9 protein-coding genes are annotated in these 10,479 nt (G+C 59.6%); 4 read left to right on the top strand and 5 right to left on the bottom strand.

The annotated features are described in order from the left end of the window. Window positions 1-270: 270 nt before the first annotated feature. From DN412_RS40845 to DN412_RS40825, 5 genes are all read right to left on the bottom strand, one after another. Complete coding sequence (locus DN412_RS40845; protein WP_167471196.1) at window positions 271-1,398, bottom strand: AI-2E family transporter; 1,128 nt, start codon at window positions 1,396-1,398, stop codon at window positions 271-273. Between the two features lie 1,479 nt (window positions 1,399-2,877). Then, on the bottom strand, window positions 2,878-3,057 hold the full coding sequence (locus DN412_RS40840; protein ID WP_115216718.1) for a CsbD family protein: 180 nt from the start codon (window positions 3,055-3,057) through the stop codon (window positions 2,878-2,880). A 505-nt stretch (window positions 3,058-3,562) separates the two neighbouring features. Beyond that, the gene (locus DN412_RS40835; protein WP_115216717.1) at window positions 3,563-3,910 is read right to left on the bottom strand and encodes a response regulator; all 348 of its coding nucleotides are present in this window, start codon (window positions 3,908-3,910) and stop codon (window positions 3,563-3,565) included. A gap of 73 nt (window positions 3,911-3,983) precedes the next feature. Next, complete coding sequence (gene tnpC, locus DN412_RS40830; RefSeq protein WP_115216716.1) at window positions 3,984-4,334, bottom strand: Tn3 family transposase post-transcriptional regulator TnpC; 351 nt, start codon at window positions 4,332-4,334, stop codon at window positions 3,984-3,986. Window positions 4,335-4,362: 28 nt separating this feature from the next. Further along, complete coding sequence (locus DN412_RS40825; RefSeq protein WP_115216715.1) at window positions 4,363-7,362, bottom strand: Tn3 family transposase; 3,000 nt, start codon at window positions 7,360-7,362, stop codon at window positions 4,363-4,365. Between the two features lie 535 nt (window positions 7,363-7,897). Between DN412_RS40825 and DN412_RS40820 the strand changes: the two genes are divergently transcribed. The 4 genes from DN412_RS40820 to DN412_RS40805 all read left to right on the top strand — a co-directional run bounded on the left by DN412_RS40820 (window position 7,898) and on the right by DN412_RS40805 (window position 10,048). Continuing rightward, window positions 7,898-8,224: an ArsR/SmtB family transcription factor gene (locus tag DN412_RS40820; protein WP_115216714.1), complete on the top strand. Its 327-nt coding sequence runs from the start codon at window positions 7,898-7,900 to the stop codon at window positions 8,222-8,224. Between the two features lie 10 nt (window positions 8,225-8,234). Continuing rightward, window positions 8,235-8,720 carry an ArsI/CadI family heavy metal resistance metalloenzyme gene (locus DN412_RS40815; protein ID WP_115216713.1) on the top strand — a complete coding sequence of 162 codons (486 nt, stop codon included), beginning with the start codon at window positions 8,235-8,237 and terminating at the stop codon, window positions 8,718-8,720. Window positions 8,721-8,843: 123 nt separating this feature from the next. After that, complete coding sequence (locus DN412_RS40810) at window positions 8,844-9,338, top strand: arsenate reductase ArsC (RefSeq protein ID WP_115216712.1); 495 nt, start codon at window positions 8,844-8,846, stop codon at window positions 9,336-9,338. Between the two features lie 5 nt (window positions 9,339-9,343). Further along, the gene (locus DN412_RS40805) at window positions 9,344-10,048 is read left to right on the top strand and encodes an aquaporin (RefSeq protein WP_115216711.1); all 705 of its coding nucleotides are present in this window, start codon (window positions 9,344-9,346) and stop codon (window positions 10,046-10,048) included. Window positions 10,049-10,479 lie beyond the last annotated feature (431 nt).

Here is a 10,479-nt window from a genome sequence, read left to right as displayed (position 1 = left end):
CCGTGGCTATCAGTTCTGACATCAGATCGTCAGCCGTGATGCCATAGCATCCGCAGCCACCACAACGCCAATGACCTGCCGGAGCAGTACTCCCAGGTCAACACGGGTTCTGCTGACGGATACTCGCCACCAATTTGGTCGCTGCCGTCCTAATCCGCGCTCAGGGAGGCGAAGCGCGCGCCGCCCATCTTCACGCTCTGCCCTGCCGCATCGGTACATGCTACAGCGCGCGCTCCGCATCAGCAATTCGACCACCACTGTCGACCGCACTCATGGTTCTCTTCGCTGGCGATTCGAGACGTCGCTTATCTCATCGGTTCTCAGCGCGACGCGGTCTGGCACCGCTGCGTCGTCACGATTCTCCTCAGCTGAAATATCCCAACAGGATATAAACAGAGCCGCAATGAGCGGGCCAATCACAAAGCCATTGATGCCAAACACCGACAGCCCGCCCAACGTCGAAATCAGTACCATCCAATCTGGTAACTTCGTATCCTTGCCAACAAGAAGTGGACGCAGCACATTATCGACTGCGCCAATCACTAGGGTGCCGAAGAGAACTAGCACAATCGCCTTCCACAAAGGGCCTGCCAGCAGAAAATAGACGGCGGCCGGCCCCCATACGAGTGCAGAGCCGACGGCAGGCAGGAGCGAAAGCAACGCCATCAGTGTGCCCCAGAGCAACACCCCTTTGATTCCTAGGATCAGAAAGACAAGACTACCGAGCACCCCTTGGACGACGGCCACCGCGATGTTGCCCTTGACTGTGGCTCGGACCACGGTGATGAACCGGCCAAGCAGCTTGCGCTTGTGCGCATCGTCCAGCGGGACTGAGTCGCGAATTCGGCGCGAAATAATGAGGCCATCGCGTAGCAGGAAGAAGACCAAATACAGCATAATGCCGAGGCCTATCGCGAACTGCAATGTGTTCTGACCAATAGCGACGGCCCTTGTCGCCAAGAACTGGCTGATTCGGGCCGCTCCCTCGGTCAGCTTCGCCTGCACTCCCTCCATATCGGCCACTCCGAAGTTGCCTAGCAAGTGTTGAACCGAAGCTGGAAGGGCCTCCACAGCCGTCCGGAAATATAAGCCGAAATCCCATTGGCCAGTCTTGATCTGATCGTAGGCGAACACAACTTCCTGCGCGAGGGTGCCGACCATCAAGCCGACCGGAATAATGACCATCAGAACGCATAACGCGAGCGTCGTCAGTGCAGCGAGATTCGACCGGTTGCCAAATCTGACAGTCAACCTGCGCTGTAGTGGCTGAAAGATGATGGCGAGAATCGTGCCCCAGAAGATCGCACTAAAAAACGGCAGCAGGATCCAGATGAACGCTAGCGATACGGTGAACAGCAGGACATGGAATCCTTTCAAATTTCGCATACTGTTGTCCATGCTTTCGTTAGCCCCCTAGCGAAGCCGAAGCGATCAGTAAGCCAGGCCATCGCAAGACGTAGCGCCACCAGATCGCGCTATGGTGCGGCAATGGTGAGCAATCTTTAGTTTTTCGCATACCAGTTGTCAAGCTTAGAAAACGATACCACCTTGAGCCAAAGAGAATTGTCACCTGCTAGCTCACGTGCCTACGCTCACCAACTTCCTCGCCAACGATGCATGGTAACGAACGACCACCGTGAGTATGCGGGAGCTGGGGGCCCTTGAAGGCATCCAAGCAATGACTGACGGAGATTTGGCGCGAGCACGTCGGCAGAGGGGCAACTCGGCAGAATTGCCGGTCCGGCGATTCGGGGTTTCGGACTACTGGAAGACTGGAAGCACTGGAGTTGCCGCTCGCCGGCCGGGGGGAAACTCATCACAATGGCATGCCAATCCGCTTGCCGCCTCCACTTGCAGAGCAAAACATTGGCAAGACAACTCTCTTCCCGTTGCTCAGGTTGCGAATCTCGCCGATCAGCGCGCCTGCGCTTGCAGGCCACGTGCCGTTCCATCCCGCAAAGCTTGTCGACCACAGCCGCCTGCTGATGACCCGCTATTACACAAAGTCCCGGCGCAACGCAGCCGCAACTGCGTGCGTGGAGTTGGGCTTTCAACTTGTCGCGCTCGGCGATGATGGCCTGCAAGATGGACGTTGTCCTTGGGCATGTTCAGCGCCCATAATCATTGCAAGACATGCCGGTAGTCTTGTTCGTGAAAAATGCGCTTCAGGTCCGTGCCTACCGCAACGACCTGTCGCTCATCTTCATGTTGTTGAGCGCACAGGAGCCAACTGCTCGCGGGCAAGCCGTTCACTCCCCTTCATATGGCAACTCGCCCAACAGATGATGCCGCGGCGCTAGACCATTCTAGTCGGTCCTTGTTTAGTCGACTATGCTGCACATGCAGCGTTTGCAAAAATCGGTGCGCGCTTCGCGCGTGGCTCGAATCCCAGAGTTACTAATGGCGAACGCATAAGAACGACAATTTTCGTTTTAACGGGAGGCGGATGCGTGCGCTTCTTTGTGGGCAATACCCCGCAGCGAACTGCGTTCATTGAGTGGCTACGGCATGTCGGCGGCTTCGAGCAGGTGGACTGTGTCAGCTTCGCCGACTTGGCGAGGCTGGCCAGCTGGACGAGAATCAATTTCTTCTGATTGTGGCAGGACCCCTCGGCACACAGCAGAACAGCACGCTTGCTGGACGCATCGCGGCACCGCTTGCCAGCGGCGCCCCTTTTGATGCTGCCCGACGTGCCATTCCGTCCGGCGCGCAAACCGGCCACAAGCTCGCGGACGTTGGCGAAGCCGCATCCGAAAGACCGTGTACTCTCCCGCCTTGTGGAGCTTGGCGTGCGCCCGGGTATCCGATTGCGCACGCGCGCCAAGTCGCTGAAATGAGGTCAGAGTGACACGTACGGCATTCTTCGGCGAATGTACTTCACGGGTTGTTCTTTTTTACCTGCTCTTTCGCGTCGCCGAATTGCTTCTGGGCTTCGCCTGCACCCTGCTGCATCTTGCCCTTTACTGCCTGTGCCCTATCGCCCCTAACCTTTCCCACCGCCTCATTGATCTTGCCCTTGACCTTCTCTCCGATACCTTTCATCTGACTCTTGTTCATGGTTTGCCTCCGAAGTTGCAGGCCGACCGAAGCGACCCACACACTGTAAGCAAATCCCGTGCCGGATATCCTCTGGATCGGAAGACATCTACGCCTTTAGGTCGGGATCAACGCCCGTGAATCGCGTGCGCCAAGAATTGCCCTTGGAGCCATCTACGGCGCGGGCCCCGGCAGAACGCTGGCAGGCATCGACCAATGCCCATGGTCAGGCTGGCATGATGGTTGCACAGTCAGGTTGCGTATGCCTTCAGGTTGCGTATGCCTCTTTGTCGCTTACTTCACGAACAGGAGCGATCATGGAACATCGAGTACCGAAACGGAAAGCAGAGCCAGACATTCCGGAGGTTCCGCCCGCCGAACGCCCGCCTGCTGGAGAGGACTGGTCTCCGCCCATGCACGATGAAGACCTAGAAAAGCCTCCCCGCCAGCCTGGACAGGTCGATGTCCGCAGGCCGCCCCAATCGTCGGAGCAGCAATAGCCAAGCGAGTGCCTGTGCGACCGGTGTTATCCGCGACCACCAGCGAGAAACGCGTCGAGCTGACGCAGGTCGGCTGGTTTCACAAGGTAGTGATCGATTCCGGTTACCTCGCGTCGCTCATGATCGGGCATGCCATACCCGCTGAGTGCAACCACCAACACATTGGCCTGCTCCGGCATAGCACGGATCCGGCGTGCAACTTCATAACCGTCCAGGTCGGGTAAACCAATATCCAACAGTATGGCGTCCGGCCGGAAGGTCTTCAGGCATTCGAGCGCGCTCATCCCGTCCCGCGCCACGCGGACCTCATGCCCGTCGAGCCGTAGGAGGGCCGCCAGGCTCTGGGCCGCATCATCGTTATCGTCTACTACCAATAGGGGTCATGCCGGGATAAAGCCGGAAATGACACATAATCCCAAAAGTAATAAAGAACGCGACTTTTATGCGCTAATTGCGTGGTGCCAATTGCTCCAGCGGCTCGATCTGACGGAGCCAGCCTTGCAGCATCGTGACAATTCGCAGCACTTCGGATAGCGTGTCGAACGCCAATTCCGGCAAGCTTTCCTCGCCGGTTGCGACTGTCATCCCCGCGCCGTTGATGACGGTATGCGCCATCCCGTGCAGGCGCAGCAGCATATCGCGCAGCCCATCCTCACCGCGGGCTTCGCCCAACATGGCATCGAGATCGTCCACCATGCGCAGTAGGCTCGTGGTGTCATATGTGTGCTGCGCTTGCAGCAATGCTGCCCGGTCCAGGCGACCGTAGGCCGTCTCGACCGTATCGTCGGAATCGCTCATATCAATCCTCCTGGTTTGTTGTTGCTGCTCAACCATTGCCGGCGTCGGCGCGTGCTCGTTTCACGGCTTGGCGGAACAAGGATTCCTTGAGCCACGGCTCCGGCGGCCGCTTCAAATCGAGGTGGTAGTTGCCGAACCGCTTGACCCCGGTCGTGCCATACGGGCTCATGAAGGCGACATCGGCCGCGGACACCGGTTTGCCGGCAGCGTGGAGTTCTTGCATGATCCGCATCATGTCGACCGTGTTCTGCAGAATCACGGCCGAGGCTACCAAATCGATGTAGCGCACGCGCTTTTGCTGCTCGTTCAGATCGTTTTCGGTAATGACGTCGCCGCCGAAGTCGAGCCACTTGGTGAAGGCGTGATACGACTCGATCTTGTTGGTCGTCGCCGTAACTTCCTGTCGCATTTCCTTCTGCGAGATCCAGCGCAGCAGGTAGACCGTGCGCAGCACGCGACCGAGCTCACGCGCCGCCGCAAACAGCCGGTTGTGCCGGCCCTCGTGGCTCAGCTTGCGAAGGAGCATTGGCGACATGACGCGGCCGGCCTGGATTGAAATCGCCACCTGCATCAGATCCTTCCAGTGGCTGCGGATCAGCTGCCAATCGATGACATCGCTGAACAGACGGTCGATGTGCTTGTAGTGGCTGCCCTTCTCTGCCTTGTAGAAGCGCAGATCCTTCCAATTGCGGATGCGCGGCATCAGCTGGATGCCGTTCAGGTAGGTAAATGCAAAGACGGCTTCGGATTGGCCGTGTGTATCCGAATAGACGGTGTCGGCCTGGACACTCAAGCCGGCTTTCAGCAAGCCCTCGATGACATAGATGGCCTCCAGCACGCCTGGCGGTATGAAGTGGCGGAACACCGCGATGTAGTTGTCGGCCACATGCCGGTACGCCACGGCACCCATGCGGCGGTAACGGAAATGCATGCCGACCAGAAGGTTCTGCTCGTAGACGTCGTACTGAGTGCCATCGGCGGCCACCTTCTTGCCTTCGCCCCACAGCTTCGGCAAATCAAGGCGCAGATACAGCTCGGTCAGGTCACGGCAAGCACTGTCCAGCTGCTCCAGGCCCATGTGGCGCTGATTCACGTACGACAGTTGATGTGGCGTCACGCCGTTCGACAAGTGTCGCGCCGCCTGGTTGGGGCCCAGGTTGCAACCCATGGCAAAGACGGTAAGCAGATAACGTTCGCGCGCGTTGCGCAGTTTCGGATCATCGCCCGACTGCGGCCCGAAATGACGGGTAAACCCAGTCCAGTGCTCGATGTTGGCGAGGATGTCCAGTAGGTTGCGCGGCACGAGACGGCTGTCAATGGCGGCTTGCAAGGCAATGGCCGAGGGAGGTATTTCGCGCGCCACGACGCGTGTGAGCGTGGGCTCGCCGCTCGGGCTGATCGTCACGTCGCCGGCATGCTGGGGGAATTCACTGTCGACCTGTTCGGCCGTCTCCGTCAGCAGCTTCTTGAGGTTGTCGACGAAACCTTGCGCATCGGACACGAGACCGATCCGGTCGCAATAGTCCTGAAGCAACGCCTGACATTCCCCCCAAGGCATCAACTGCTGGCGAAGGTCGGAAAAGTTACCCGATCCTTCGATGCAGACGTCGCCGCAGCGCAGATCGCCGGCGAGATGGGAAAACACGCACACCTCCAGGTAGCGTCGATTCGTCGGGTTGCCCAAGGTGGGCGAACGGCGCACCAGCTTTCGCCAGCGCTCGGAGGCGAACGACAGGTCCACCTCTTCGGCGAGCCATTCGGTCTTGCGGTGTTCGTTCTGCAGCACGACGTCCAACGCCTTGAGCAGTCGGCGGTCTTCGGTCGCCGCGACAAAGCCCAAGCCCTTCGCCATCTGGAACATCGCCGCACGCCACGACTTGAAAGGCTTCCACAGCAATGGCAAGTGATTGCCGTCGCTCCAGACGCGGATCGCTTCGCAATCGGCCTGCAGCTTGTCCAGGTCGCCGTGCGGCGCCAGCAGCTCGCGCACGCGCTGGCCGGTATTGGCGTCGTCCAGACCTTCGGCCAGAACGCCGATGACTAGCTCGAGCGCGGCAACGAGTTCTTCGCTCAATTCACGCTGACGCGCCTGGATGAGAGTGAGTTCTTCCTTGGCACTCTTGTGGATCGCCCCCATGCGGCGGATGAACATTTCCGCGATGTCGTCGCGCGCGCCGATGCGCATCTGGCGCATCAAGGCAAGGATCAGCGTGTGTCGCCTGGCGGGCCGGAAGTCCTTCATGTCTCCGGCGTCCAGGGCGGATGCCACGTTGGCCAAGTGTTTCAATTTGGTGGCCGGAACGCCGTCGAGCAGCGTGTCGCTGTCAGGCAGCGATTCGAGCCACTTCAACTGGTCCAGCACCAGGTCGAGGTGTTTGCGCGTCGCCTTTTTTGCGGATCGCTTGATCTGCTGATAGAGCGAGCGCCGCGCCGGCAACTCCGTTTCCAGCAGTTGATCGAGCCATTGGCGCTGGTCGGCGGACAGGCGCTGCGCAATGTGGCGATGAAGCGCGGCTTCGGCCACAACATGGGCCTGCTCCGCGATCTCATCGAGCGTCCTGAAGGCGGGCAACTCGTAGCCCAACCGAACCAGTTCCTCGATCGTGATGTTGATGATGTCCACGCGTGTGTCCACCACGCCGGCGGCTTCCTCGGCAAGTCGTATCGCGACGAGGCGCGTCTGGGCATCGGTATACGGCTTGATGCCCAACAAGGAGCGGATCGCCTTGTGATGCCGATAGAGCGCGGTATGCGCGGCGGGATAGGTGATGCGCTGAACCGGCGCCATGCCCAAGCAGGCCGACACGTGCTCGATGACTTCGGCGGGCACCGCCTCCACTGCCGGAAAGTGGCGCAGGAACTGGAAACACTTCAGGTTGACCAGGAGCGCGAGGCGCCGCTCGGCGGTGCGTGCGAAGCCTTGCGCCCACTCAATCTCCTCTGGGCGCGGGGTGAACGAGGTCTGCAGATCCTTCAGCGTGAGGGTACGCGGAAACCGAGGATAGGCAGTTCGTTCGATGCTGGCCATGGCAAGGGGCTCCCCATTCGGGATAGGCAGACTTGTTCGGAAAGCGCTTTGCGAGGTCGCGTGGAGCTCGCTCGAACTGACCAGAATATGTTGTCGATGCCAGGAAGACCAAGCCTGCGGCGCTGCTTGGTCATCACGCTCGGTTGGAGCCAGGCAGCGTGGCCGGCGTGCCGATTCGTAACGGGCCGGCCGCTGCGGCAGCAGACTGTCGGGTAGTGGCTGTCGCGCGTCGTAGGCGGGAAATAACAGGTGATGCCTTCTCAACCTGATCCAGTTGGGCGAGCTGCAGCGATTTAACGAGCTTTCTCTGGACCGGATGCGGCGGAACATGGTCCGCAAGATACCGCACGATGCTGTTGGCAATCACCGGCAGAAACCCGACCCAGCCGACGCCCGTAGGCCGGCTCGAAGACATAAAGGCCGGGATCTTTATTACTTCTGGGTATATGTGTCATTTCCGGCTTTATCCTGGCACGCCCCCAATCGGCGTGTGCGACCATTTGCTTTTGTTTCACTTTTCGAATATATTGGAAATATGGAACAGAATGACGTGGTCCGCTCTCTCGCCGCGCTGGCCCATGGCCTGCGCCTTCAGGTTTTCCGGATGCTGGTGGTCGCAGGGCCAGCCGGGCTGACGCCGGGCGCGATTGCCGAGCAGCTTCACGTGCCAGGCGCAACCCTGTCGTTCCATCTCAAGGAACTGATGCATGCCGAACTGGTGACGCAGCAGCGCGACGGCCGCAATCTGATCTATCGGGCCGCATTCGATCACATGAACGCGCTGCTTGGCTTTTTGACCGCCAACTGTTGTCAGGGACAGCAAGCCTGTCTGGAAGTCAGCGCAACGACTTGCCAATGCTGATGGAGATCTCATGAAACGATTCCACGTTCACATCCACGTTGACGACCTAGGCAAGAGCATCGCCTTTTACTCCAAGCTGTTTGACGCTGAGCCTGCCCGGGTGGAGAGCGACTATGCGAAGTGGATGCTGGACGATCCACGCATCAACTTCGCGATCTCGACGCGAGGCAACCAGGCGGGCCTGGATCATCTCGGCTTTCAGGTCGACGATGCCGCCGAGCTGGCCGAACTGAAGGCACGTGCCGAAGCCGCCGACATTGCGCTGATCGACGAGGGCGAGACCACCTGCTGCTACGCCCGTAGCGACAAGCACTGGATCACCGACCCGCAAGGGATCGCCTGGGAACACTTCCAGGCGCTGGCCAATATCCCGGTGTTCAGTGAAGGCAAGCAGAACCAGGCCGCAGCCGAAAGCTCGGCCTGCTGTGCGCCCCGTGCGCCGCGTGGTGGCAAGCCGCTCGGCATTGCCGTGAAATCGGGTTCTTCCTGCTGCTAGCAGCACTGCATGGCCGACAAGGCCTACCTCGTGCTGTTCATCTGCACGGGAACCTAACCCATTCCAACGTGGCAGCACTGCACGAAGCAGCGCACGACATCGACCGACAAATAACCTCATCTCATGACTACCAACGTACTGATCCTCTGTACCCACAACTCCGCGCGTAGCGTCCTGAGTGAAGGCATGTTAAATGACTGGGCACAGAAGCTTGACAAGGATGTGCGCGCCTACAGCGCCGGCAGTGCACCGAGCGGTCGGATCAACCCCTTTGCCCTCGAAGCGCTTGGCAATGCTGGGATTGACACCTCAGGCTTTCGCAGCAAGAGCTGGGATGAATTCGTTGCGGACGGTGCCCCCGAGATGCGCATCGTCATCACTGTCTGTGACAGCGCGGCGGCTGAGCAATGCCCGTACTGGCCGGGCAGCCCGGTCAAAGTGCATTGGGGGTATGTCGATCCCTCCAACGCGCCAGGCGGTGACGAAGGGAAGCGCCAAGCCTTCGAGCTGACGCGGCAGGCCATCGGTTACCGGATGCTGCAACTTCTGATGCTGCCGCTGGATTCAATGAGCAACGCCGAGTTGCAGCAACAACTCGACCGTATTTTGAAGAGCTGAGCGCCATGGTCGATTTGCGGAACAGGTTGGCGGCCGAAACGCTTGGGACAGCCTTGCTGCTGGCGATCGTCATCGGCTCGGGGATCATGGCAGAGCGGCTTGCCGGCGGCAATGCCGCCGTAGCGCTCCTGGCCAACACTGCGGCCACCGTCGGCGGACTGTACATCCTGATCGAGGTCTTCGGCCCGATCAGCGGCGCCCATTTCAATCCGGTGGTCAGTGCGGTCATGGTGGCGCAACACGAACTGCCTGGCGCGGCACTGGTCCCATATATCGCCGCACAGCTTGTCGGCGCGGTACTGGGAGCCTGGCTGGCACATGCCATGTTCGACATGACTATCCTGCAGTTCTCCGCCAAGGTGCGCAGCGGTCCGGGGCAATGGATTGCGGAGACGGTGGCAACCGCTGGTCTGCTTCTGGTCATCCTGCGCGCCCCGAACGGCCGGGCCTCGGCCATGGTCGCGGCCTATATCGGCGCGGCATACTGGTTCACCGCGTCTACGTCGTTCGCCAATCCGGCGGCGGCGTTTGGGCGCATGTTCAGTGACAGCTTCGCTGGCATTGCACCAGGCAGCGTACCGGGCTTTGTGCTGGCTCATTGCGCAGGAGCAGCCATCGGACTCATGCTGCACCGCATGCTGGAGCCTCGCCTAGCGTGTCACGGACACCCAAACGTCATTGAGTCATCTGGCGAAAACCGCGTGGATTGACTTTTATGGTGGCCTTCGAGCGCCCAATTCGATGCTCTCCGAATAACTTCGTAAGTCTGCTGATGGTCTAACTTCGGACCTTCGGAGAGGATCGAGCTTGATGTTGGGCTCCCGGATCAAGCTGGAGTACTTGGCCTTCTCCTGCAACGAAAGCCAAAAAGTCACTGGGCTGCGACTAAGCCGAACTTTGACTTCTCGAATAGCCGGAACCTGCATCGGCGCTGGGTTTCGGCTATTTTTGAGGCTATTATGTAGCCATGTAAATTAGTATTTATCTATTGCGTTTCAGCAGATTTATGCTTGAATAGGTGTTCATGTATATCGAACACGTCCCCAACCGCAACTCGCCGCCCGCCGTCCTGCTGCGCGAGTCCTATCGCGACGGCAACACGGTCAAGAAGCGCACCCTCGCCAATCTCTCGTCGCTGCCC

The organism is Cupriavidus lacunae, assembly GCF_003353055.1.
Lineage (GTDB): Bacteria > Pseudomonadota > Gammaproteobacteria > Burkholderiales > Burkholderiaceae > Cupriavidus > Cupriavidus lacunae.
The sequence above is the reverse complement of the archived record's forward strand: the minus strand, read 5'-3'. Positions and strand labels throughout refer to the sequence as shown.

Excerpts from the sequence above, each read along its gene's own strand:
- DN412_RS40845 (WP_167471196.1), bottom strand. The coding sequence starts at position 1,398 with ATGGACAACAGTATGCGAAATTTGAAAGGATTCCATGTCCTGCTGTTC.
- DN412_RS40840 (WP_115216718.1), bottom strand. The coding sequence starts at position 3,057 with ATGAACAAGAGTCAGATGAAAGGTATCGGAGAGAAGGTCAAGGGCAAG.
- tnpC (WP_115216716.1), bottom strand. The coding sequence starts at position 4,334 with ATGAGCGATTCCGACGATACGGTCGAGACGGCCTACGGTCGCCTGGAC.
- DN412_RS40825 (WP_115216715.1), bottom strand. The coding sequence starts at position 7,362 with ATGGCCAGCATCGAACGAACTGCCTATCCTCGGTTTCCGCGTACCCTC.
- DN412_RS40820 (WP_115216714.1), top strand. The coding sequence starts at position 7,898 with ATGGAACAGAATGACGTGGTCCGCTCTCTCGCCGCGCTGGCCCATGGC.
- DN412_RS40815 (WP_115216713.1), top strand. The coding sequence starts at position 8,235 with ATGAAACGATTCCACGTTCACATCCACGTTGACGACCTAGGCAAGAGC.
- DN412_RS40810 (WP_115216712.1), top strand. The coding sequence starts at position 8,844 with ATGACTACCAACGTACTGATCCTCTGTACCCACAACTCCGCGCGTAGC.
- DN412_RS40805 (WP_115216711.1), top strand. The coding sequence starts at position 9,344 with ATGGTCGATTTGCGGAACAGGTTGGCGGCCGAAACGCTTGGGACAGCC.